This window comes from Sphingobium sp. CECT 9361, from assembly GCF_918741285.1.
In the GTDB taxonomy this organism is placed as follows: domain Bacteria; phylum Pseudomonadota; class Alphaproteobacteria; order Sphingomonadales; family Sphingomonadaceae; genus Sphingobium.
The window spans coordinates 92,808-115,911 of record NZ_CAKKNC010000008.1; the positions used below are offsets into that span (position 1 = coordinate 92,808).

Annotated in this window: 22 protein-coding genes; 15 read left to right on the plus strand and 7 right to left on the minus strand. The window is 62.8% G+C overall.

Annotated elements, in window-relative coordinates:
* Positions 1-11: 11 nt before the first annotated feature.
* The 4 genes from kdpA to LQ220_RS13085 all read right to left on the minus strand — a co-directional run bounded on the left by kdpA (position 12) and on the right by LQ220_RS13085 (position 4,411).
* The gene (gene kdpA / locus LQ220_RS13070; protein ID WP_230188737.1) at positions 12-1,670 is read right to left on the minus strand and encodes a potassium-transporting ATPase subunit KdpA; all 1,659 of its coding nucleotides are present in this window, start codon (positions 1,668-1,670) and stop codon (positions 12-14) included.
* A 16-nt stretch (positions 1,671-1,686) separates the two neighbouring features.
* Positions 1,687-3,696, minus strand: a complete 2,010-nt coding sequence (kdpB, locus tag LQ220_RS13075) for a potassium-transporting ATPase subunit KdpB (protein ID WP_230188738.1) — start codon at positions 3,694-3,696, stop codon at positions 1,687-1,689.
* Complete coding sequence (gene kdpF / locus LQ220_RS13080) at positions 3,696-3,785, minus strand: K(+)-transporting ATPase subunit F (protein ID WP_152542666.1); 90 nt, start codon at positions 3,783-3,785, stop codon at positions 3,696-3,698. Before kdpF ends, kdpB begins: the two co-directional genes overlap by 1 nt.
* A 143-nt stretch (positions 3,786-3,928) precedes the next feature.
* Entirely contained in the window at positions 3,929-4,411 is a 483-nt protein-coding gene (locus LQ220_RS13085) for a TspO/MBR family protein (protein ID WP_230188739.1), read from the minus strand.
* A gap of 51 nt (positions 4,412-4,462) precedes the next feature.
* On the opposite strand from LQ220_RS13085, the gene bchI reads away from it, so the two are divergent.
* Genes bchI through LQ220_RS13105 form a run of 4 tightly spaced genes read left to right on the plus strand, consistent with a single transcriptional unit; the run spans position 4,463 to position 8,184 of the window.
* A complete protein-coding gene (gene bchI / locus LQ220_RS13090; protein ID WP_230188740.1) occupies positions 4,463-5,473 on the plus strand; it encodes a magnesium chelatase ATPase subunit I in 1,011 nt (336 codons plus the stop codon).
* A complete protein-coding gene (locus LQ220_RS13095) occupies positions 5,470-7,152 on the plus strand; it encodes a magnesium chelatase subunit D (RefSeq protein WP_230188741.1) in 1,683 nt (560 codons plus the stop codon). Before bchI ends, LQ220_RS13095 begins: the two co-directional genes overlap by 4 nt.
* Positions 7,149-8,033 (plus strand): alpha/beta fold hydrolase BchO, encoded by an 885-nt coding sequence (gene bchO / locus LQ220_RS13100; RefSeq protein ID WP_230188742.1) that lies wholly within the window; start codon positions 7,149-7,151, stop codon positions 8,031-8,033. The genes LQ220_RS13095 and bchO overlap by 4 nt, the downstream gene beginning before the upstream one ends.
* A 13-nt stretch (positions 8,034-8,046) precedes the next feature.
* On the plus strand, positions 8,047-8,184 hold the full coding sequence (locus tag LQ220_RS13105) for a hypothetical protein (protein WP_230188743.1): 138 nt from the start codon (positions 8,047-8,049) through the stop codon (positions 8,182-8,184).
* A 30-nt stretch (positions 8,185-8,214) separates the two neighbouring features.
* Here LQ220_RS13105 and LQ220_RS13110 read toward each other — a convergent pair whose 3' ends face one another.
* Positions 8,215-9,147 (minus strand): hydratase, encoded by a 933-nt coding sequence (locus tag LQ220_RS13110; protein ID WP_230188744.1) that lies wholly within the window; start codon positions 9,145-9,147, stop codon positions 8,215-8,217.
* Entirely contained in the window at positions 9,048-10,610 is a 1,563-nt protein-coding gene (gene crtD / locus LQ220_RS13115; protein WP_230188745.1) for a 1-hydroxycarotenoid 3,4-desaturase CrtD, read from the minus strand. Before crtD ends, LQ220_RS13110 begins: the two co-directional genes overlap by 100 nt.
* A gap of 63 nt (positions 10,611-10,673) precedes the next feature.
* Between crtD and LQ220_RS13120 the strand changes: the two genes are divergently transcribed.
* The 11 genes from LQ220_RS13120 to LQ220_RS13170 all read left to right on the plus strand — a co-directional run bounded on the left by LQ220_RS13120 (position 10,674) and on the right by LQ220_RS13170 (position 21,816).
* Positions 10,674-11,777, plus strand: a complete 1,104-nt coding sequence (locus LQ220_RS13120) for an acetylserotonin O-methyltransferase (protein WP_230188746.1) — start codon at positions 10,674-10,676, stop codon at positions 11,775-11,777.
* Positions 11,778-11,879: 102 nt separating this feature from the next.
* The gene (bchC, locus tag LQ220_RS13125; protein WP_230188747.1) at positions 11,880-12,806 is read left to right on the plus strand and encodes a chlorophyll synthesis pathway protein BchC; all 927 of its coding nucleotides are present in this window, start codon (positions 11,880-11,882) and stop codon (positions 12,804-12,806) included.
* Positions 12,803-13,786, plus strand: a complete 984-nt coding sequence (locus tag LQ220_RS13130; protein WP_230188748.1) for a chlorophyllide a reductase iron protein subunit X — start codon at positions 12,803-12,805, stop codon at positions 13,784-13,786. The genes bchC and LQ220_RS13130 overlap by 4 nt, the downstream gene beginning before the upstream one ends.
* A complete protein-coding gene (gene bchY / locus LQ220_RS13135; protein ID WP_230188749.1) occupies positions 13,783-15,303 on the plus strand; it encodes a chlorophyllide a reductase subunit Y in 1,521 nt (506 codons plus the stop codon). Before LQ220_RS13130 ends, bchY begins: the two co-directional genes overlap by 4 nt.
* Before the next feature lie 127 nt (positions 15,304-15,430).
* Positions 15,431-16,876, plus strand: a complete 1,446-nt coding sequence (gene bchZ, locus LQ220_RS13140) for a chlorophyllide a reductase subunit Z (protein WP_230188750.1) — start codon at positions 15,431-15,433, stop codon at positions 16,874-16,876.
* A 142-nt stretch (positions 16,877-17,018) separates the two neighbouring features.
* Positions 17,019-17,252 (plus strand): light-harvesting antenna LH1, beta subunit, encoded by a 234-nt coding sequence (gene pufB / locus LQ220_RS13145; RefSeq protein WP_230188751.1) that lies wholly within the window; start codon positions 17,019-17,021, stop codon positions 17,250-17,252.
* A gap of 12 nt (positions 17,253-17,264) precedes the next feature.
* Positions 17,265-17,447 carry a light-harvesting antenna LH1, alpha subunit gene (gene pufA / locus LQ220_RS13150; protein ID WP_127691325.1) on the plus strand — a complete coding sequence of 61 codons (183 nt, stop codon included), beginning with the start codon at positions 17,265-17,267 and terminating at the stop codon, positions 17,445-17,447.
* Positions 17,448-17,560: 113 nt separating this feature from the next.
* Positions 17,561-18,397: a photosynthetic reaction center subunit L gene (gene pufL, locus LQ220_RS13155; RefSeq protein ID WP_230188752.1), complete on the plus strand. Its 837-nt coding sequence runs from the start codon at positions 17,561-17,563 to the stop codon at positions 18,395-18,397.
* Between the two features lie 14 nt (positions 18,398-18,411).
* The gene (gene pufM, locus LQ220_RS13160) at positions 18,412-19,386 is read left to right on the plus strand and encodes a photosynthetic reaction center subunit M (protein ID WP_230188753.1); all 975 of its coding nucleotides are present in this window, start codon (positions 18,412-18,414) and stop codon (positions 19,384-19,386) included.
* Positions 19,383-20,504: a photosynthetic reaction center cytochrome PufC gene (gene pufC / locus LQ220_RS13165; RefSeq protein WP_230188754.1), complete on the plus strand. Its 1,122-nt coding sequence runs from the start codon at positions 19,383-19,385 to the stop codon at positions 20,502-20,504. The genes pufM and pufC overlap by 4 nt, the downstream gene beginning before the upstream one ends.
* Before the next feature lie 46 nt (positions 20,505-20,550).
* Entirely contained in the window at positions 20,551-21,816 is a 1,266-nt protein-coding gene (locus tag LQ220_RS13170) for a DUF3422 domain-containing protein (protein ID WP_230188755.1), read from the plus strand.
* A gap of 66 nt (positions 21,817-21,882) precedes the next feature.
* On the opposite strand, the gene hemA is transcribed toward LQ220_RS13170, so the two are convergent.
* Entirely contained in the window at positions 21,883-23,103 is a 1,221-nt protein-coding gene (gene hemA / locus LQ220_RS13175; RefSeq protein ID WP_230188756.1) for a 5-aminolevulinate synthase, read from the minus strand.
* Position 23,104: the final 1 nt, after the last annotated feature.

The following is a 23,104-nucleotide window of genomic DNA, read 5'->3' on the forward strand; positions in this document are numbered from 1 at the left end:
GGATGGGTCACTTAGCGCATCAATGTCACATGTTCGGCGATGGGGCCGAGCGCGGCCGCGGGAAAGAAGGTCAGCGCACCGAAGATCAGGATGGTGATCACCAGCATGATGCCAAAGCTTCCCCCTTCCACGCTTAAAGTTCCTGCGCTTTCCGCGCTGCGCGTTTTGGCCATCAGCGATCCGACAATCGCCAGCGGAAGGACGATCGGTAAATAGCGTCCGATCAACATGACCAAGCCGGTGGCAATGTTCCAAGGGACGGTATTGTCTCCCAACCCTTCGAAGCCAGAACCGTTGTTCGCGGCCGCCGAGCTGAATTCATAGAGGATTTCAGAGAAGCCATGCGCCCCGACATTGTTCAGTGTCGCCTGCCCCCAGGCGGTCGCAGCGAACAGGGCAGTGCCGCCCAGAGTGAGCAGGGCGTGACTGAACACCGCCAGCACGGCGAGCCGCATTTCCCCGCCCTCGACCTTGTGGCCCAGATATTCGGGCGTTCGGCCGACCATCATCCCGGCAATGAAGACGGCCACGACGACATAAAGGAACATGTTGATCATGCCCACGCCAACCCCGCCAAAAGTGGCGTTGAGCCACATGCCGACCATCGGCATTAGTCCGGTCAGGGGGTTGAGGCTGTCGTGCATGGCGGCAACCGATCCATTGCTGGTGGATGTGGTGAGCACTGCCCAAAGCGGGCCGGTCGTGGCACCGAGGCGCAGTTCCTTGCCCTCCAGGTTGCCGATGGTTTGCATCACCGGAAGATGGACGAAGGCGTGGGTCGGTGCGGCCTCAAAGGCCACTGCTCCACCGATTTTCAACAGCAGAAATGCCAGCATTACAGCGAAGATCACGCCCGCATGCTTCATCCGCCCAATGATCCGACCGAACATCCATACACAGGCCATCGGAACGATGATGATCGCGATCATCGAAAAGCCGTTGGACCAGAAGGTTGGGTTTTCAAACGGATGCGTTGAATTGGGGCCGAAGAAGCCGCCCCCGTTGGTGCCCAGTTGTTTGATCGCGACGAAGGCTGCGACAGGCCCGCGCGCAATGGTCTGCCCCACGCCTTCCAGAGTAATCGCGTGGGCCGCGCCCTCAAAGGTCATGGGCACACCGCTCATCGCCAGAACCAGCGCGACGATGATCGCGAGCGGCAGCAGCAGGCAAAAGGTTGCACGTTGAAGGTCGAGGAAGAAATTCCCCATGCTGGCCTGTCCACCGATCCCGCGGGCAACCGCAGCCAGCGCCGCGATGCCTGTGGCAGCCGACACGAACTGCAGCCACATCAGCCCGCCAAGCTGGGCCAGATAGCTCCAGGTGCTTTCGCCGGAATAATGCTGCAAATTGGTGTTGGTGGTGAAGGACGCCGCTGTATTGAACACCAGGTCGAGCGACGCAGCATTCTGGCCATCTGGGTTGAGCGGTAGCCGATGTTGGACCGTCAGCAGCAGGAAGACAAACGCAAACATCAGGGCATTGAAGGTCAGAAGCGCAACAGAATATTGCTTCCAGTCCTGATCGGGCGTGCGTCCTGCAACGCGGATCAACAGGTTATCGGTCCGTGTGAACCGGCCCGAAAAGAGAGCGGCCATGTAGTGACCGAGGGGCCAGGACAGTAGCGCCGCACTGCCTACGATCAAAACTATGGTAAGAATGGCTGTGAACATGATGGTCCTTTCCCGCTCAGGCCAGGCCGAGGCCGGCAACCGCGAGGTCGATGAGCTTGATGCCGATAAAAGGTGCGATCACGCCGCCCGCGCCGTAGATGCCCAGATTATGCAGTAACTGACTGGCTGCAGGCATGGGGCGATACGTCACGCCCTTGAGCGCCAGCGGCACTAAAAGCGGAATGATCAGCGCATTGAAGATGATCGCCGACAGGATTGCGCTCGACGGACTGGCCAGCCCCATCAGGTTGAGCACACCCAACGAGGGGTAGAGCACGACGAAGATCGCTGGGAGGATCGCGAAATATTTGGCGATATCGTTGGCTATTGAAAAGGTCGTGAGAGCACCGCGGGTCATGAGCAATTGCTTTCCGATGCCCACGACTTCGATCAACTTGGTCGGATCGCTGTCCAGATCCACCATATTCCCAGCCTCACGGGCAGCCTGTGTACCGGTATTCATGGCGACACCCACATCGGACTGCGCCAGCGCTGGCGCATCGTTGGTGCCGTCGCCGCACATGGCGACCAGCTTGCCTTCCGCCTGCTCCTTGCGGATATAGGCCAGCTTGTCCTCCGGCGTCGCTTCCGCCAGGAAATCGTCGACCCCTGCTTCCGCTGCGATGGCGGCGGCTGTCAGTGGATTGTCGCCCGTGATCATGACAGTGCGGATGCCCATGCGACGCAGCTCGCCGAAGCGTTCGCGGATTCCCGCCTTGATCACATCCTTTAGATGCACCGCACCCAGCAAACGGTGATTCTCCACGACCGCCAACGGCGTGCCGCCCGCCTGCGCGATGCGATCGGTGATCTTCCTGAGCGCGCGCACGACATCCTCGGGAAAATCGCCCAGCTTGAGTACCGCATCCACTGCGCCCTTCCGAATGCTCCGTCCCGGCATGTCGATCCCACTCACCCGCGTCTGCGCGGTGAAGGCCACAGCTACTGCATCGGTCGGAAGGGGGCCGCCCTGACCTGCCAGCGCCACGATCGACCGACCCTCGGGCGTCGTGTCGGAAAGGCTGGAAAGCCGCGCCGCTGCGATCAGGTCTGCCTCGGCTACGCCGGGCAATGGTACAAACTCGCTTGCCTGCCGGTCGCCGATGGTAATCGTGCCGGTCTTGTCGAGGAGCAATGTGCCGATATCGCCTGCCGCCTCGACTGCCCGACCCGATTTGGCCAGGACGTTGAAACGGATCAACCGGTCCATGCCCGCTATGCCGATTGCGGACAGCAGCCCCGATATAGTGGTGGGGATCAACGCCACGAACAGTGCGATCAGCACAGGCACAGAGATCACGCCACCAGCATAAAGCGCAAAGGCCGGCAGCGTCCCCACCGCCACGAGAAAGATCAGCGTCAGCCCGGTGAGCAAGATCGTCAACGCAATCTCGTTGGGCGTCTTTTGACGGCTTGCGCCCTCCACAAGAGCGATCATTCGGTCCAGAAAGCCGCTGCCGGGTTCAGCCGTCACCCGCACGCGGATTTCATCCGACAGGACCGTTGTACCGGCGGTGACGGCGGAGCGATCTCCGCCTGCCTCCCGGATGACGGGCGCACTTTCTCCCGTGATTGCGGCTTCGTTCACGGACGCGACCCCGGCAATGACTTCGCCGTCTGCGGGGATCTGCTTTCCCTGCGTCACCAGCACCACATCGTCACGGCGTAATTGTGCGGCCGGAACCTCTTCGATTGCGCCATTCTTTCCGACGCGCAACGCGACGAGTTGATCTTTGGTCGCGCGCAAGCTTTGTGCCTGTGCCTTGCCGCGTCCCTCCGCCAACGCCTCGGCGAAATTGCCGAACAGCACCGTAAGCCATAGCCAGAATATCAATTGCGCTTCAAACGCCCAATCGCCCGTACCTGCGATGATATGCCGCAGCAGAATAACGGTCGCCACCATCGCTACAGACGCCGTGGTGAACATCACTGGATTGCGCACCAGCGTCCGGGGATCGAGCTTGATAAATGCATCGCGCATCGCAGGAAGCACCAGCGCGCGCTCGAATAGCGAAGTGCTCGCCATCAGAAACGCTCCGGCCTGATCAGCACGGCGGTCAGATATCCCAGCAGGCCCAACGCTACCAGACCGGCAAGGGCAAAGTCGAACGTCATCACAGACTCCTTTTTGTCGGAGCCCAAGATGGGCGCGGCTTACATGAATTATCGACTGGGGTTTGTGCCTCCAGCCATGAAAATAGCATAAAAACCGATGCTCGCGACGGGCACGCCTATTGGGAGCCGGGCATAAGGACGGATCACGCCTTTGCGCCCCCGAAGGGCGCGTTCAGTCTCACGATGGTCCAGTTCAGCCAGCTCGCGAAGCTGACCCACAAGAGATATGGGACGTTCATCAACGCTGCCGAATGGGAAATCGGCCAGAGTCCAATCACCAGCGCTGCTACAGAAACCCATAAAAACACCACCTCGACCAATGCCCAGTCCGGGCGCCGCTTGTTGAAAAACAGCGGGCTCCAAAGTGCGTGAAAGACGGCGTTCGTTGCAAAGAGGATGATGATCGACCGGCGCGCTTCGGGCGCGTTGGTGGCTTCCCACGCAATGGACGCCGACCACCCTGCCAAGCCCAGGATGACTGTCCACGCCGGACCGAACAGCCAGTCAGGCGGTTGCAGCTTTGGCTTACGCAGATTGCGATACCACGGGCCTATGGTTGTCGCGAGACCGCCGAACGCTAATAGGAGGATCGCCGCGCCTAACGAGACGACAAGAGAGTTTGACAATTTATGTCCTGACCGGCTTGTGGAGTGTCCAGTGCATGTTACACCTTGCGCATGAAACTGTCTTTCCCCTTTTCCGCTATCGTCGGCCAGGACGAAATGAAACTCGCGTTGCTGATCGCGGCTATTGATGCGCGAATAGGCGGGGTGATGGTCTTCGGGGACCGCGGCACGGGTAAGTCGACCGCAGTGCGCGCGCTGGCTGGGTTGTTGCCGCCAATACCCGTTGTGGATGGATGCCGGTACAATTGTGCGCCCGGTGGCAGCGCGACATGCCCCGCGCCTGAAGCGCATCGCCCCGGCAAGGTGACGATGCCGGTGCCGTTCGTGGACCTGCCGCTGGGCGCTACCGAGGATCGTGTGGTTGGCGCGCTCGATCTGGAGCGGGCGCTTGGGCATGGCGAGAAGGCGTTCGAACCGGGATTGCTGGCGCGGGCCAATCGCGGGTTTCTGTATATCGACGAAGTGAACTTGCTGGAGGATCATATCGTCGATCTGCTCCTAGATGTAGCGGCGTCGGGGGAGAATGTCGTGGAGCGCGAGGGGCTGAGCGTGCGCCATGCTGCGCGGTTCGTGCTGGTGGGGAGCGGCAATCCGGAGGAAGGCGAATTGCGGCCGCAATTGCTCGACCGCTTCGGCCTGTCGGTCGAGGTGCGCACGCCGCAGGATCTGGCGCAGCGGATCGAGATACTGAAACGCTGCGATGCGTTCGAGCGAGAGCCGGAGCGCTTCGTCGATGGCTGGCATAAGGCGGAGCGCAAGACGCTGAAGAAGATCGCGCGCGGGCGGGAGGCGCTGCCTTCGGTGACTGTGCCGGACGCGGTGCTGTCGCTGGCCTCGCAACTGTGCATTGCGGTGGGGGCCGATGGCTTGCGCGGCGAACTGACATTGATGCGGTCGAGCCGTGCGCTGGCGGCACTGGAGGGTGACGATGTCGTTGGCCCGAAGCATCTGGCGCGGGTTGCGCCAATGGCGTTGCGGCATCGGTTGCGCCGCAACGTGCTGGATGAGACGGGATCGACGGTGCGGATCGAGCGGGCGGTGGCGGAGCTGCTGGCGGCATGAGCGAAGCGGGTGCGCTCGATGATGCGTATCTCGCGGTGCGGTTGCTGGCCATTGATCCGGTGGGGCTGGGTGGCATCATTCTTCGCGGACGGGGAGAAGCGCGGGATGCTGTCCTTGATGTTCTGCGCGCTTCCATGCCAGAAGGATCGCCGGAGCGGCGGTTGCCGACGCATATCGACGATGAGCGGTTGCTCGGCGGGCTGGACCTGACGGCGACGCTGGCGACGGGGCGGACAGTCTCGCGCGCTGGGGTGCTGGTGGAGGCCGATGGTGGGTTGGTCGTGGTGCCGATGGCGGAGCGGATGGCGGACGGGATTGCCTCGCGGATCACTGCGGTGCTGGACAATGGAGCGGTCGAGGGGGCGGCGGCGCAGTTCGCTTTGGTGCTGCTGGATGATGGCATCGAGGCGGACGAGCGACCGCCGGTGGGACTCGCGGAGCGGTTGGCGTTTCATGTCAAACTACTCGAAGGTCGCGCGTATGAGCCTACACCGCTGGGCGATCCAACATTTCCAACAGAGGTCGCGCCACCTTCTGAATCGGTGTTGTCGGCGCTGGTCGGCACGGCGGAAGCACTGGGGATCGAGTCGGCGCGCGCGCCTATCTTCGCGCTGAGGGCGGCGCGGGCTTCGGCGATGCTGGCGGGGCGCGAAACCATAATCGAGGACGACGTTATCATTGCCGCGCGGCTGGTGCTGGGGCCGCGCGCGACGCGCTTTCCGCAGGCCGCGCCAGAGGAGCAGCCCGCCGAGGAACCGCCTCCGCCGCCGCCTGAAACGGAAGGGGCGGGCGAGGAGCAGAAAGAGCCGGGGCCGATGGAGGATGTCGTGCTGGAGGCTGTGCTGGCGAGTCTTCCCAAGGATGTGCTGGCGAAGATCGCGTCGGGGGGCGGGCGACGCACTGCCGTCAATCGTGCGCGCGGGGCAGGGGAGCGGCGGCGGTCCTCGCAACGGGGGCGGCCTTTGGGAGCAAGAGCCGGGACACCGGGCGGCGGGCTGCGGCTGAGCCTGATCGACACTTTGCGCGCGGCTGCGCCGTGGCAGAAATTGCGCGGCGGGGGCGTCGGTCAGGTCCGCATCCGCCGCGACGATCTGCGCATCCGTCGTTTCGAGACGCGGGCGGAAGCGACGACGATCTTTGCGGTGGACGCGTCGGGTTCGTCCGCCGTGGCGCGGCTGGCGGAGGCCAAGGGCGCTGTCGAACTGCTGCTGACCGAAGCCTATGTGAAGCGCGCGCAAGTTGCGCTGGTGGCGTTTCGGGGGACGGGCGCCGAGATATTGCTGGCTCCGACGCGGTCGCTGGCGCGGGCGCGGCGGTCGCTGGGAGATTTGCCGGGCGGCGGCGGCACACCGTTGGCGGCGGGGCTGACGGCAGCGCACGATCTGGCACAGGCGACAAAGGCGCGCGGGCGCACGCCGTTTATCGTCGTGCTGACCGACGGTCGCGCCAATATTGCCGCCGATGGCAGCATGGTGCGGGAGGTTGCGCAGAACGATGCCGAAGCCGCCGCGCGGATTATCGGCCAGTCGGGTTTCGCCAGCGCCTTTGTCGATATTTCGCCGCGCCCGCGATCCGAAGGGGCCGAGCTGGCGGCATTGATGGGGGCGCGCTACTTGCCGCTCCCCCGCGCCGACGCTGCCAAGATGCACGCGGCGGTCGTGGCGGCGCAAAAGGGATGAGCGCGCCCCGCTGGGATGTGGAAGGGCGCGACTGGCCGAACCGCGCGCATAGCCGCTTTGTCGATGTCGGTCGTATCCGCTGGCATGTGCAGGTGATGGGCGAGGGGCCGGTTGTGTTGCTGCTGCACGGCACAGGCGCGGCGACGCATAGCTGGCGCGATGTTGCACCCCGGCTGGCGCAGCATTTCACTGTCGTAGCGCCCGATCTGCCGGGACATGGCTTTACCACCGGGCGGCCTTCCCGTGGGCTTTCGATGGTGTCGATGGCGCTGGCATTGGCGGAGTTGATCGCAGCGCTGGATATGTCGCCGCGCCTGATCGTCGGTCATTCGGCGGGGGCTGCGATAGCTTTGCGCATGGTCGGCGATGGGCTTGCAACACCTTCTGCACTGATCGGCTTAAATGCTGCCGTGCTGCCTTTTCCCGGCCTTGCCGCGCGGATATTTCCGACGCTGGCGAAGTTGCTGTTCGTCAATCCGTTTGCGCCGACGATCTTCTCGCGCATTGCCCGAACGCCCGGCGAAGTTGGGCGCTTCCTGCCGCGCGCTACGGGATCGCGGATTGATGCGGCGGGGGTGGACTATTATGCGCGGCTGTTTGCCACGTCCGGCCATTGTTCGGGCGCGATCACGATGATGGCGGAATGGGATTTGCCGTCGCTCAAGGCGCTGTTGCCGACAGTGTCTGTGCCGGTCCTGTTGCTGCATGGCGCGAAGGATGCTGCCATCCCGCCGTCTGACGCAGAGGCCGCTGCGAAGCTGATGCCGGATGCGGAGGCGCGCTTGCTGCCCGATCTGGGTCATCTGGCGCATGAGGAGCAGCCGGAGATGGTGGCGGCACTGATCGCCGATTTTGCGAGGACGCACGGCCTGTGTGCCTGAAAGGAGAGGTGCGATGAACCCGGATTATTATGGTCTGATCGAACTGTCTTTCGTCGGGGGGATCGGATTGGCTTTTGGCCTGTGGCAATTATGGTCGGTCAATCGGGACATCGCCAAGGATCGGGCGAAGAAGGATGATGAGGGGAAGTGACCCTGGACCCCGGCCTGCGCCGGGGAACGCTCACCAGAACGCCCGTGGCATTCGGTAGGGCAGCATCGACCGGATGATCGGCGAGCGGAAGCGGTCGAGGGAGAGGCTTTCGTGGACTGCCTGCACATCTTCCCCGAACATCCGCGCCGATAGGGCCGAGCGTGCGTAGAAGGGCGCGTCGATCCATGTTTTCACGACGCGGGGGTCGGTCCCCGCATCGGCGCGGGTGGCGCGTTTCACCAGCCAGCCTGTGCGCGGCAGGGCTGCGGTCGGCGGGGGGGTAACATCATGCCAGCGGCCTTGCTTGTCGAACTTCAGCGCCAGATCGAACGGGGTTCCATCGCGGCGGGTGCCTTCATAGAGCACGGCGACGTCCTTCTTCATGTGCGCGCGCGACCAGTGCCAGTCGACGAAGCCATCCTCCAGCGGTTCATCGCCGAAGTTGGAATCGAAATAGCCTTCGCCTGACCAGCGCACGCCCGGATGCACCATATCGACCTCCACCCGTGCGCGCGGTGCGACCGGGTGCCAGCGATGCCGCCCTGCCGGATCGAGGGAGAAAGCGGTGGTGCCGATCATTTCTGGCGAGACGCGGATTTGTCCGCGCACGGGATAAGGCAGCGGCGCGGAAATCTCGTTCACGTCGATGACCAGCGTGTCGCCATCCCAGCGCAGGGAACTCGGCCCGACTACGAAATGATCGGCACCACGGTTCACACGATGGGCGGGGCGCTCGGTCATGGCCCAGCGTCCGCTGCCCGGTCCGTTCAGCGCGACATTGATGGCGCAATGATTGTCGGGGCGTCCGCGCCCGCTCAGCTTGTAATAAGGCGAAAAGACGCTGCCGATGAAGGCTATTATCGTCAGGCCGAAGCGGCGGTCTTCGCTGAAGGCGTCGATATACCACCAGGCATAGCCGTTTGGCGCGACGGCGACATCGAAGCGCGGTCCCTGAGCAGGCATTCGACGGCTTGGAACGCGGAGCGCGCCGCCATCGGGACGCCCGCGCCGGGGTGGGTGCTCCCGCCCGCGCAATAGAGCCCAGGGATCCGCGTCCGCGCGCCCGGCCGGCGGAAGGATGCCGCCCACCCGTGCGAGGCCTGTCCATAAAGGGCTCCACCCGTCGAGGGAAACATCGCCTCGAAATCCGCCGGGGTGGAGAGCTGTGTCGAACCCGGCGGCAAGTCCAGAATAAGCCCCGCGCGGGACAGGCTGGCCTGCATCTGCTGTGTGCATGTGTCGATCTCCGCTGGCGTAAGGCGTTGGCTGTCCCCGGTGGGTGGGGCGTTGACGATGATCTGGACGCGCTCGCGCCCGTCGGTGGTGGCGATGTGGCCTGCGTCGTCGCGATCCTGCGCGCAGACATAGACGCTGGGGCTTTGGGCGAGCGTGCCGGATGTGAGTGCGGCGAACTCGGCAGGGTAGTCGTTCGAGAAGAAGACGTTGTGGCGGCTGAGGGGGAAGCCTTTGGCCCTTGCGCGGGCGGTCCAGACCAGTGCGCCGAGCGAGCGGCGGGCGGGTGGCACGGCGGGGACGGCCTTGCGCGCGGTGGGGCCGAAGCGGCCTGCGGCGAGGGCGGCGGGATCGGCGTTGCAGATGACCGCGTGCGCGGCGATATGTTCGCCCGTTGCCAGAATGACGCCAGAGGCGCGGCCACGCTCGGTCAGGATTTCGCGCACGGGCGCGTTGTATCGGAAGCGTGCGCCATTGTTCTGCGCCAGTTCCTCCAGCGCGCGGGCGAGGGCGTGCATCCCGCCGTCGATCAGCCATACGCCGCTGGCCTCTACATGGGCGATCAGCATCAGGGTGGCGGGACAGCGGAAGGGGGAGGAGCCGCAATATGTGGCATAGCGCCCGAACAATTGCCGCAGCCGGGGATCGCGAAAATGCTCGCCGAGCGCCGACCATAAGCTTTCATAGGGGCGGATCGCGCACAGATCGGCAAAGCCGCGCAGGCCCATCCGCCAGGTGAGGCCCAGCGGGTTGGTCTGTCCGCGGCGGAGGAAGGGTTTGTCGAGCGTTTCGAAGATGCGCTTGGCCTCGGCGCGGAAGGCGCGATAGCCTTGCGCTTCGCGCGCGCCGGCGAATGCGCCGATGGCGGCTTCGCTTTCCGTGGGGTCAGCGAAGAGGTCGAGCCGGTCATTGCCCCATGCGTGTCGGGCGAGGATGTGTGCGGGGCGCATGGTGACTGCATTGTCGAGCGCGCCACCGCAGGCCGCGAAGATTTCGTCGAAAACGTGACGCATGGTGAAGACGGTCGGACCGCCGTCGATGGCGTCTCCGTCGACCATCACGCGGCGCATTTTGCCTCCCGGTTCGGCGGCGGCCTCCAGCACCATGACGTTCTGGCCGCGCGCGGCGAGCAGTGCGGCGGTCACCAGACCGCCCACGCCTGCGCCTATCACGATGACCCGATCGTTCTTCATGGCCTTACACTATCACCTGTCCAATCAACTGGACACACCAAATGATCGCATTAGGGTGACAAAATGACATTGCGCGAAAAATGGATCGGTTGGCGGAACGGGATATTGGGCGATCCGGGGTTTCAGCGCTTTGCGGCGCGGTTTCCGTTGATGCGACCCGTGGCCCGCAGGCGGGCGCGGGGGCTGTTCGATCTGGTGGCCGGGTTCACTTATTCGCAGACGTTGGCGGCGTGCATCCAGACGGGTGTGCTGGAGTTGCTGGCATCAGGGCCATGTGCGACTCGCGATGTTGCGGCGAAGGCGGATCTGCCGGTTGAGGGTGCGGATCGGCTGTTATGCGCGGCGACGGCCTTGCGTCTTGTGGAACGATTGGGGCCGGATCGTTGGGCGCTGGGGGCCGATGGCGCGGCGCTGCGCGGTAATGGCGGCATCGCTGAAATGGTGGCGCACCATCACTTGCTCTATGCCGATTTGGCGGATCCGGTGGCTTTGTTGCGGCGGGGCGGTGGCGGCGGTGCGCTGGCCCGCTACTGGCATTATGCCGAGGATTCGGGGCAGGGCGACGGGGCGCAGGTCGCGCCCTACTCCGCGCTGATGGCGGCATCGCAGCCGCTGATCGCGCAGCAGGTTATCGACGCCTATCCCTTTCACAAGCATCAGAAAATTCTGGATGTTGGCGGTGGAGAGGGCGCGTTTCTGTGTGCCGTGGCAGGCAGTGCGCTGCGTGCCGAGCTGTCGCTGTTCGATCTGGCTGCTGTGGGGGAGCGGGCAAGGGCGCGGTTCGACTCGGCGGGCTATGGCAATCGCACGACGATCTTTGGCGGGAGTTTTCTGGCCGATGCTCTGCCGCAAGGGCATGATCTGATTACGCTGATCCGGGTTCTGCACGACCATGACGACGCCCCCGCCATGACGATCCTGCGCGCGATCTATGCGGCGCTGCCTCCGGGTGGAAAGCTGCTGATCTCTGAGCCGATGGCTGAGACGCCGGGCGCGGAACCGGCGGGTGACGCCTATTTCGGCCTGTATCTGCTGGCGATGGGATCGGGACGACCGCGCAGCCCAACCGAGATCAGGCACATGCTGAAAGCCGCAGGTTTTAGCCGCTCCCGGCTCATCAAAACCGCCATGCCGCTGACCACCCGAATTATCCTTGCGACAAGATGAACAAAACTATCAAGCAAAGTTGACAATAAAAAGCGTCAAGTTAAGATGACACTTCAAGGAGAGGGGTCCATCCGACACCTCTGACACAAGAGGGAAGAGCGCATGAATACGCTCGCGGTCATATTGGAGGCGCCTGAGAAACTCGGCTTGCGCTCCATTGCCCTTAACCCTCTGGGCGACAGCGATGTGCAAGTGGCCATCGAGTGGAGCGGGATCAGCACCGGCACCGAAAAGCTGCTGTGGACGGGACGGATGCCGTCCTTCCCCGGCATGGGCTATCCGCTGGTTCCCGGTTACGAATCGATTGGCCGCGTCGTTGACGCCGGTATCCATGCACGGGCGCGGATCGGCGATTGGGTCTTCGTTCCCGGTGCCAATTGTTACCGCGATGCGCGTGGGCTGTTCGGCGGGACGGCGCGGACCGTGAACCTTCCCGCCGCGCGTGCCATTCCAGTCGATGAAGGACTGGGACGTGACGGGATATTGATGGCGCTGGCGGCCACGGCCTGTCATGCATTCGTCGGCGGTGCTGCGCCCGATCTGGTGATCGGTCACGGCATATTGGGTCGGCTTATCACGCGCATCGCCATCGCATCGGGCACGCCTGCGCCGACCGTTTGGGAAACGAACCCCGATCGCCGCGACGGCTTGGGCTATGACGCCATCGACCCCGAAGCCGATACGCGCCGGGATTATCGCACCATCTATGATGCGAGCGGCGCACCCGATATTCTCGACACGGCGGTGGGTCGCCTGACCAAAGGCGGGGAAGTCGTGCTGGCCGGGTTTTACGACCGGCTGTCTTTTGCCTTTCCTCCGGCTTTCATGCGGGAAGCGCGCTTTCGCATTTCCGCCGAATTTACCCCTGACGACATCGCCACCGTGATGGCGCTGATCGCTGGCGGGACGCTGCGTCTGGACGGACTCATCAGCCATGAACGCGATGCGGGGGAGGCAGAGGACGCCTATCCGGCGGCGTTTGGCGATCCCGACTGCCTCAAGATGGTACTCGATTGGAGACATCAATGACCATGCTCGATTACGACAGCCTGCGCCATGAGGCGAACGAGGAGCCTGATCCCGTTCACAGCGGCCCGGTGACCAAGGAAACGCAGATCATTGCGATCTACGGCAAGGGTGGGTCGGGCAAATCCTTCGCGCTGTCGAACCTGAGCTACATGATGGCGCAGCAGGGCAAGCGGGTGCTCCTGATCGGTTGCGATCCCAAGTCGGACACCACCAGCCTGCTGTTCGGCGGCAAGAGCTGCCCCACGATCATCGAGACCAGCGCGGCGAAGAAACTGGCAGGCGAAGAAGTCAGCATCGAGGATGTCTGCTTTCAGCGTGACGGCGTGTTCGCGATGGAACTGGGCGGGCCGGAAGTCGGGCGCGGCTGCGGCGGGCGCGGGATTATCCACGGCTTTGAATTGCTCGAAAAGCTGGGCTTCCATGAATGGGGGTTCGATTATGTCCTGCTCGACTTCCTGGGCGATGTGGTCTGCGGCGGCTTCGGCCTGCCGATTGCGCGCGACATGTGCCAGAAGGTGATCGTCGTCGGATCGAACGACCTTCAGTCGCTTTATGTCGCCAACAACGTCTGCAAGGCAGTCGAATATTTCCGCAAGATGGGCGGCAATGTCGGCGTGGCGGGCATGATCATCAACAAGGATGATGGCACCGGGGAGGCATCGGCTTTTGCCAAGGCGGTCGGCATCCCGACGCTTTGCGCGATCCCGGCGAACGAGGATATTCGGCGCAAGTCGGCCAATTATCAGATTATCGGCGTGCCGGGGGGCGAGTGGGCCTCCTTGTTCGAGGATTTGGCCATCAACGTCGCCGAAGCGCCACCAGTTCGCCCGACGCCGCTGGATCAGGATGGGTTGCTGGGGCTGTTTAGTCCGGACCAAACGGGTGGCGATGTTACCCTGCGTCCTGCATCGCAAGCGGACATGCGCGGGGCAGCCTATCTGCCCAAAGTCTCCCTCGAAGTCGTGTACGACACCGTATGAGCGAGGTCGCGCCTTTGGCCCCGCGCACACCCGACCGGCTCGATCTGGGCGCGGAAGGGGGATGCAGCAGCACGTCTACCATGGACGAGGCGGCGCGCGCGGCGGGCAAGACTGAAATCCTTGACCGCTATGCTGCCGATTATCCCAAGGGACCGCATGACCAGCCGCAGTCGATGTGCCCGGCGTTCGGCTCTTTGCGTGTCGGCTTAAGGATGCGGCGCACGGCGACGATCCTCTCCGGATCGGCCTGTTGCGTTTATGGCCTGACGTTCACCTCGCATTTCTATGGCGCGCGGCGGACGGTGGGTTATGTGCCGTTCAATTCCGAAACGCTCGTCACCGGCAAGCTGTTCGAGGATATTCGTGACGCGGTGTATCAGATTGCAGATCCGGCGCTGTACGACACGGTGATCGTCACCAATCTGTGCGTACCGACCGCGTCGGGCGTGCCGCTGCAATTGTTGCCGGACGAGATAAACGGCGTGCGCATCATCGGCATCGACGTGCCCGGTTTCGGCGTGCCGACCCATGCCGAAGCCAAGGATGTGCTGGCGGGCGCGATGCTCAATTATGCGCGCAAGGAAGCTGAGCAAGGTCCGGTCGCTGCACCAACGGAGCGTTCGGATCGCCCATCGGTGACGTTGCTGGGCGAGATGTTCCCCGCGGACCCTCCGGGCATCGGCTTAATGCTCGAACCGCTGGGTCTTTCCGCTGGCCCTGTCGTGCCGACCCGCGAATGGCGGGAGCTGTATTCGGCGCTCGATTGCGCGGTCGTGGCGGCGATACATCCTTTCTACACCGCCAGCGTCCGCGAGTTTGAAGCGGCCGGTCGATCGGTGGTCGGTTCTGCGCCTGTGGGGCGCGACGGGACTGCCGCGTGGCTCGACGCCATCGGTGCCGCGTGCGGGATTGCGCAGGACAAGATCGACGCGTCGAAGAACCGCTTCCTCCCCGCCATTGCAGGCGCGCTCGCTGCCAAGCCGATCAAGGGCCGGATTACCGTTTCGGGCTATGAAGGTTCCGAATTGCTGGTCGCGCGGTTGTTGATCGAAAGCGGGGCGGATGTGCCTTATGTGGGCACCGCCTGCCCGCGCACGCGCTGGTCCGATCCGGATCGTGAATGGCTGGAAGCGAAGGGCGTGCGCGTTCAGTATCGCGCCAGCCTGGAGCAGGATATTGCGGCGGTGTCCGAGTTCGGACCCGATCTGGCCATTGGCACTACTCCGGTCGTGCAGCACGCCAAGCAGCGGTCGATCCCTGCGCTCTATTTCACGAATCTGATTTCCGCGCGGCCTTTGATGGGGCCGGCGGGGGCGGGAAGTCTGGCGATGGTGGTCAATGCTGCGCTCGCCAATCAGGGGCGCTTCGACAAGATGACGGCGTTCTTCGAAGGCGTAGGTGCCGGTCCGACGGCGGGCGTCTGGGAAAACACGCCCAAGGACCGCCCCGAGTTCAAAGCTAAGTTCGCCGCCAAGCGCATCGCCGCTGCCAAGGCTGAGGAGGCCATCGGGGTATGACAAACATATCCACTTCCTTCTCCGCGTCTCCGCGTCTCCGCGCGAACCCATTGTGTTGTTCGCGCGGAGACGCGGAGACGCGGAGAGAAGAAAGAGGATGTGCCGCTGGCGCGGAGGGGGGCGGGTTATGACGCTGGTTCTCGATCACGACCGGGCGGGCGGCTATTGGGGGGCGGTCTATGCGTTCACCGCGATCAAGGGATTGCAGGTGATTATCGACGGGCCGGTCGGGTGCGAAAACCTGCCGGTGACATCGGTGCTGCATTATACCGATGGCCTGCCGCCGCATGAACTGCCCATTGTTGTCACTGGCCTTGGCGAGCAGGAATTGGGCCGCGATGGCACCGAAGGGGCGATGCGGCGGGCGTGGGAAACGCTGGACCGTGATTTGCCCGCTGTGGTCGTTACCGGTTCGATTGCCGAGATGATCGGCGGCGGCGTGACGCCGGAAGGCACCAATATCCAGCGGTTCCTGCCGCGCACCATCGACGAGGATCAGTGGCAGGCGGGCGACCGTGCGCTGACATGGCTGTGGACGCAGTTCGGGCCGAAAAAAGCACCTGCGCCGCGTCCGTTGCGCGAAGGCGAAAAGCCGATCGTAAACATCATCGGCCCGATGTACGGCACGTTCAACATGCCATCCGATCTCGCCGAAATCCGGCGGCTGATCGAAGGCATCGGCGCGAATGTCGGGATGGTCTTTCCGCTGGGTAGCCATCTGGCCGACGTCAAGAATCTGGCGAAGGCGCAGGTCAACGTCTGCATGTATCGCGAATTCGGTCGCGGGCTGTGCGAAGCGTTGGAGCGGCCTTTCCTGCAGGCACCCATCGGGCTGGAATCGACCACGCTGTTCCTGCGCAAGCTGGGCGAGTTGACGGGCCTCGACCCGGAACCGTTTATCGAGCGGGAAAAGCATACGACGATCAAGCCGTTATGGGATCTGTGGCGCTCCGTCACGCAGGATTTCTTCGGCACGGCGAGCTTCGGCATCGTCGCCACGGAAACATACAGCCGAGGCATCCGCAAGTTCCTGGAAGACGATATGGGCCTGCCCTGCAACTTCGCTTTCCAGCGCAATGCAGGCGTAAAGCCGGACAATGCGGCGGTGAAGGAAGCCATCGCCACCAATCCGCCGCTGCTGGTGTTCGGCAGTTTCAATGAGCGGATGTATATGGCGGAAACCGGCGCGCGTGGCGTCTACATCCCCGCTTCGTTCCCCGGTGCGATCATCCGCCGCCATACCGGCACGCCCTTCATGGGCTATGCCGGTGCGACCTATCTGGTGCAGGAAGTGTGCAATGCGCTCTTCGATGCGCTTTTCCACATCATCCCGCTTGCCAGCCAGTTGGATAAGGCAGAGCCGACCCCGGCTCGGTTGCAGTCCGAATTGCTGTGGGACGACGATGCCAAATCGCAACTGGACGACGTGGTCGAGCGTGAACCGGTCCTTGTCCGCATTTCCGCCGCCAAGCGTATCCGCGATGCCGCCGAACGTGGCGCACGGCGCGCAGGCGAAGCCTCTGTCAGTGCGCAGCGGCTTGCCAGCGCCATAACCGAAAGCCGGACCGCATGACCGTCCGCACCGCCATTCCCGCTGAGTCCCCGCCGGGGATGTGTGGGCCAACCGATCTTCGCGGCGGTCGTCGCTGCGTAGATGCCGCCGGGAAGCGTCGTTTCAACGCTTCCGCACACGTCGGGCAGAATGGAGACGAAACATGAGCGACAATAGAGACGATAGATTGGGGCCGGGCACATACCTGACCCCGGAAGAGGCGAAGGAGTTCCACAAGATCTTCATCACCAGCTTCATTATCTTCACGATAGTGGCGGTGATTGCGCACTTCCTCGCATGGAGCTGGCGGCCCTGGCTGCCCGGTCCCGAAGGCTATGCGATGGTCGATCACGGCGTGGCCGTGGCGAGCAACGCCATCACATCCCTCTTGGCATAAGGAGACCATCTCATGTGGAGATTATGGATGATCTTCGACCCGCGCAGGACGCTTACCGCCCTCGCGATTTTCCTGTTCGTGCTGGCACTGTTGATTCACTTCATCCTGCTCAGCACCGACCGGTTCAACTGGCTCGACGGTCCTGCAAAGGCACCGGCGGCGATGGAGGCTCCTGCAGCACCTCCGGCAACCTGACGGGCGCCTTTGCTGCAATTGCGAGTGGGCGAGGGCGGGCTAGGTCGACCTCGTCCACTTGAACAGAACTACTCAAACGACCCGTCGAAAGTGTCGCGGGGGGAGAGATCGCAATGGCGTTGCTTAGCTTCGAACGGAAATACCGAGTCAGGGGTGGCACGCTCATCGGCGGCGACCTGTTCGATTATTGGGTAGGTCCATTTTACGTCGGGTTCTTTGGCGTCACCACGGCGATCTTCGCGAGTTTGGGGACGGCATTGATTTTTTACGCAGCTTCGCTGGGGCCGACGTGGAACCCGTGGCTCATCAGCATCGCACCCCCTGACATCAGCTATGGCCTTGGCCTCGCGCCCTTACGCGAAGGTGGGTTCTGGCAGATCATTACCATGTGCGCGGTCGGGGCGTTTACGTCCTGGGCCTTGCGCGAAGCGGAAATCTGCCGAAAGCTGGGCATCGGCTATCATGTGCCGATTGCCTTTGGCGTCGCGATTTTCGCTTATGTGTCGCTCGTGGTGATCCGCCCGTGGATGCTGGGCGCATGGGGATTCGGCTTTCCCTATGGCATTTTCAGCCATCTGGACTGGGTATCGAACACCGGATACCAGTATCTGCACTTCCATTATAACCCGGCGCACATGCTGGCGGTGAGTTTCTTCTTCACCACCACCTTCGCGCTGGCGCTGCATGGCGGGCTGGTCCTGTCGGCAGTCAATCCCGATCCCAAGGGTCCGGGTAATGGCGAAGTGAAGTCGCCGGAATATGAAGACACCTTCTTCCGCGACACCATCGGCTATTCGGTCGGCACCTTAGGCATTCATCGCCTGGGCCTGTTCCTGGCCCTGTCGGCAGGCTTCTGGAGCGCGATCTGCATCATCATCAGCGGCCCGCTATGGGCGCGCGGCTGGCCGGAATGGTGGACCTGGTGGCTCAACTTGCCGATCTGGTCTTGAGGGGAGCGAGGAACATGGCACGCTATCAAAACATTTTCACTCAGGTTCAGCTTCGCGCTGCACCCGAAATGGGCCCCGCGCTTCCCCCTGGCAGCTTCGATCGCATCGGAAAGGGCTTCTTCAATTACTGGATGGGCAAGTTCGGTAATGCGCAGATCGGGCCGATCTATCTCGGCACTCTGGGCATGGCTTCGCTGGTCTGCGGCTTCCTCGCGTTCGAGATCATCGGCCTCAACATGTGGGCGTCGGTCAACTGGGACCCGGTGCAGTTCGCCCGTCAGCTCTTCTGGCTCGCGCTGGAACCGCCTGCACCCAAATATGGCTTCCAGCTCTTCGTGCCACTGGCCGAAGGGGGATGGTGGCAGATGGCCGGCTTCTTCATGACGACATCGGTGCTGCTGTGGGCGGCGCGGACCTATCGCCGTGCCAGAGAGCTGGGCATGGGTACGCACATATTCTGGGCGTTCATGAGCGCCATCTGGTTGATGGTCGTGCTGGGTTTCCTGCGGCCGATGTTGATGGGAAGCTGGGCAGAGGCAGTGCCTTTCGGCATCTTCCCACACCTTGACTGGACCGCAGCCTTTTCGATCCGCTACGGCAATCTCTTCTACAATCCCTTCCACTGCCTCTCCATCGCGTTCCTCTACGGTTCGACGCTGTTGTTCGCGATGCATGGTGCGACGATCCTTGCGGTCGGTCGTTACGGCGGCGAGCGCGAGATCGAGCAGATCACCGACCGCGGTACGGCATCCGAACGCGCGGCTTTGTTCTGGCGCTGGACCATGGGGTTCAACGCGACGATGGAATCGATCCATCGCTGGGCCTGGTGGTTTGCCGTCCTCACCCCGCTGACCGGCGGCATCGGCATCCTGCTGACCGGCACTGTTGTCGATAACTGGTATCTCTGGGCGATCCAGCATGGCTATGCCCCCAGCTACCCCGGCACCGGAACCATCGATCCTGCCACTCTGCCGGGAGCGCCCCAATGAGCACATATGCAAAGACCGTCACTTTCGGTGTGACGCTGGGTTCGCTGGTTCTGCTGACAGGCTGTGAACTGGGGCCCAAAACGGTGTCACAAGTCGGTTATCGCGGCGCAGGCCTTAATCAGATCAACGATCCCGATCATATGGCAAAGGCTGCCGCCATTCCCGCTGCGCCTTATGCGGTGCCGGAAGATACCGGACCGCTGGCCTCCGAGTCCTATCAGAATGTTCAGGTTCTGGGTGGGGTGAGTGCCGAACGGTTCAATCATCTGATGGCAGCGATCACCCAATGGGTCGCGCCGCCGGCGCAAGGGTGCAATTACTGCCACAACCCCGAGAATTTGGCGTCCGACGAGAAATATACGAAGATCGTCGCGCGCAAGATGATTCAGATGACCTGGAACATCAACACGAAATACGCCAGCCATGTGAAGCAGACGGGCGTGACATGCTATACCTGTCACGCAGGCAATGCGGTGCCGCAATATAAGTGGACGGATGCGGTGGCTTCACCCAATCCCGGACGTATTCGGGGCGCGAAGTTCGGACAGAATGCGCCCGATCCCAATGTCGGATACGCATCGCTGCCGTCGCAGGGCTTCACGGACTACTTCCAGAACGCCAATCAGATCCGGGTCGCGTCAAGCAGCGCCTATCCCTCTAAGAACCATGTCGTGTCGATCAAGGCGGCAGAGAGCAGCTACGGCCTGATGATGCACCTCAGTTCCTCCTTGGGGGTGAACTGCACCTACTGCCATAACTCGCAGTCGTTCCGATCCTGGTCACTCAGCCGGGCGCAGCGCGCCACGGCCTATTATGGCATCCGCATGGTGCGTGATACCAACGACCAATATATTTCCTCGCTGCAGTCGGTATTCCCGGCGTATCGCAAGGGACCGTTGGGCGATCCGTACAAAGTCAACTGCATGACCTGCCATCAGGGTCTTTCCAAGCCCCTGGGCGGGAAGAGCATGATTGCGGACAATCCCGTGCTAAAAGGGCCGCCGATAGCACAAGCTGCGGTCGTCCCTGCTGAAGGCGGGCCGAATGCGGATGAAACCGTGCCGGACGCTTTCAACACGCCGGCGGCGATGACGGATACGACCAAGGCAACGCAGTGACGCCACTGGCTTGATACAATTAACATAGCAAAAGGAGGCTTCTGGCGTGGATAATCTGACAGCCAGAAGCCACCCGTTGCGGGCATCGCTTTCCGAAGAAATGCATGTCCGTCGCCTGCCGCGCATGTCGGCGCCATGCCGATTGCTGCAGGTTGTCACTGTGCTGGGCGAGACGGCGGCGAGCGAAGCGCGGGCGCATATCGAACCGATTGCCCTCAAACGCGGCATGAACCTGCCCCCCCACGCCAAATATGCCGTCATCGATCTGGGCAGCATGACACTGGTTTGGGAACGGCATACCGAATTTGCAAGCTACACGCTTATTCTCCATGGGCCGTTCGGTGAGCCGTTCGCAACCGACACGTTCGATCCGCTGTCGTCCGAGATATTCGCGAATATGCCCGGCGAGGTCATCCGGGCGACACAGATCGCTCTCTATCCCCTTGGTACGCCGGTTCCAGACAGAGCAACGCGCGACGAATGGTTCGACGATGAAGCCCTGATCCTGTGCGAAGTGTTGCAGGGTAAGGCGCTGATGATGTCGGACTTCCGCCTGCACGCCGATGGGTTCGGGCGGCTGCTCGTCATAGATCAGGGGCTGGCGCGGGATGAAGCGGCGCAATTGATGGCGCGCCTTCAGGAACTGGGCAATTACCGCAACATGGCCTTGCTGGGCCTGCCGCTGGCGCAGCGGCTCAGCCCTGACGTCTCGCGGCTGGAGCGGCGGTTGGCAGCGCTGACCCATGCGGTGTCCGAGCGCGTATCTCGGGACGATCAGTTGCTGGACGAGTTGACGTTCCTGTCGGCCGAGCTAGCGCGCCTGATCGCGGAAACGCGCTATCGTATGAGCGCGACGCGGGCCTATTCCCAGATCAGTACGGAAAGACTGCATAGCCTGAGTGTTGGCGCGATGACGGGGTATCAGACGTTGGCCGATTTTACCGAGCGGCGGTTGATGCCGGCGGTGCGGACCTGTATTTCCTTCTCCGACCGGCTGGACGACCTGTCGCAACGGGCGGCGTGGACGAGCGCATTGCTGCGCACGCGGATCGATACAGCGCTTGCGATGCAGAACCGCGATCTGCTGACCTCGATGAACAAACGCACCCAATTGCAATTGCGGCTACAACAAACGGTCGAAGGACTGTCGGTGGTGGCGATCAGCTACTATCTGGTGGCGTTACTGGGATATGTGTTCGGGCTTATCTCCGGCGTGCACCATGACATCGCAATGGGCGCGTCCGTGCCGGTGGTGCTGCTGGTCGTGTGGCTGCTTGTGCGGCGGTTGCGACGGCATTTCATCGAAGACTGATTGGCGGCAAAGAAAAGCCCGCTTCCCTGGTATGGGAAGCGGGCTTTTGTATGTGGGACGCTGCCGTCAGGCGGCCATGGCGCGTCGCGCGAGTTCGCAATGCGACCAGATTTCCGATAGTGCGCTGACCAGACGGTCGACGTCACCATCGGTGTGCACGGGTGAAGGCGTCAGGCGCAGGCGCTCGGTGCCGACGGGGACGGTCGGATAGTTGATCGGCTGTACGTAGATGCCATGATTTTCCAGCAGCCAGTCGCTGATCATTTTGCACTTGTGCGCGTCGCCCACCATCACCGGGATGATGTGGCTGGGGTTGTCGATCGTCGGGATGCCGATGGCGTCGAGACGGCGACGCACCTGCGCCACGCGTTCCTTGTGCGCTTCGCGTTCGGCAGTGCTGTCCTTCAGGTGCCGGATGCTGGCGCAGGCACCGGCGGCCAATGCCGGGGGCAAAGCCGTGGTGAAGATGAAGCCGCTGGCGAAGCTGCGGACGAAGTCGACTACCGCGGCTGACCCAGCGATATAGCCGCCCATCACGCCATAGGCCTTGCCCAGCGTACCTTCGATCACGGTGATGCGATCCATCAGCCCTTCACGTTCGGCGATGCCGCCGCCGCGCGGACCGTAGAGGCCGACGGCGTGGACTTCGTCGATGTAGCTCATGGCACCATGCTTTTCGCAGACGTCCAAGATTTCGGCGATAGGGGCGATGTCGCCGTCCATCGAATAGACGCTTTCGAAGGCGACCAGCTTGGGGCGGGCCGGGTCCATTGCCGACAGGCGACGGTCTAGATCCACCGGATCATTGTGAGTGAAGCGGTGGCATTCGGCGCGGCTGTGGCGGATGCCTTCGATCATCGAAGCGTGGTTCAGCGCATCGGACAGGACGATGCAGCCGGGAATCCGCGCAGCCAATGTGCCGAGCGCTGCCCAGTTCGATACATAGCCGGAAGTGAACAGGAGCGCCGCTTCCTTGTTGTGCAGATCGGCCAGTTCATGTTCGAGCTGCACATGGGCGTGGGTCGTGCCGGAAATGTTGCGCGTGCCCCCTGCGCCTGCGCCGCATTTGTCGAGCGTCGCGTGCATCGCGTCCAGCACCTTGGGATGCTGGCCCATGCCCAGATAATCGTTCGAGCACCACACGGTTACGTCGCTGACGGCGCCTTCATTATGGTGATGTGCCTGCGGGAAGGCACCCGCCTTGCGCTCCAGCTCCGCGAAAATGCGGTAGCGTCCGTCACCCTTGAGCGTATCGAGTTCGCCGGTGAAAAATGCTTCGAAATCCATG